The organism is Streptomyces sp. SP17BM10 (assembly GCF_036322405.1).
Lineage (GTDB): Bacteria > Actinomycetota > Actinomycetes > Streptomycetales > Streptomycetaceae > Kitasatospora.
In genome coordinates this window covers 1-332 of record NZ_JAQYXB010000316.1, presented here as the reverse complement: position 1 = coordinate 332, position 332 = coordinate 1, and the positions used below count along the sequence as shown (strand labels likewise).

Here is a 332-nt window from a genome sequence, read left to right as displayed (position 1 = left end):
GTTTTTGGGTTGTTGTTTTTTGTGGGTGGGTTGTTGTTTTTTTGTGGTTGGGGGGTTGGTTGTTTGGGTTGTTTGTGGTGTTTTGGTTTGGTTTTTGGTGGTTTTGTTTTTTTTTTTTTTTTTTTTTTTTTTTTTTTTTTTTTTTGTTTTTTTGTGTTTTTGTTTTTTTTTTTTTTTTGTGTTGTGGTTGTGTGGTTTTTGTTTGTTTTTGTTTTTTGTGTTTGGGTGGGGGGGTGGGGGTGTGGTTGGTGTTTTGTTTTTTTTTTTTTTTTTTTTTTTTTTTTTTTTTTTTGGTGTTGGTTTTTTTTGTTTTTTTTTTTTGGTTTTTGCCC

Annotated in this window: 1 protein-coding gene; it reads left to right on the top strand. The window is 28.9% G+C overall.

Translation table 11 applies throughout. The features are described 5' to 3' along the window. Window positions 1-332: hypothetical protein (locus PUR71_RS40940; protein WP_329924464.1), on the top strand; the 332-nt coding region annotated here is incomplete at both ends.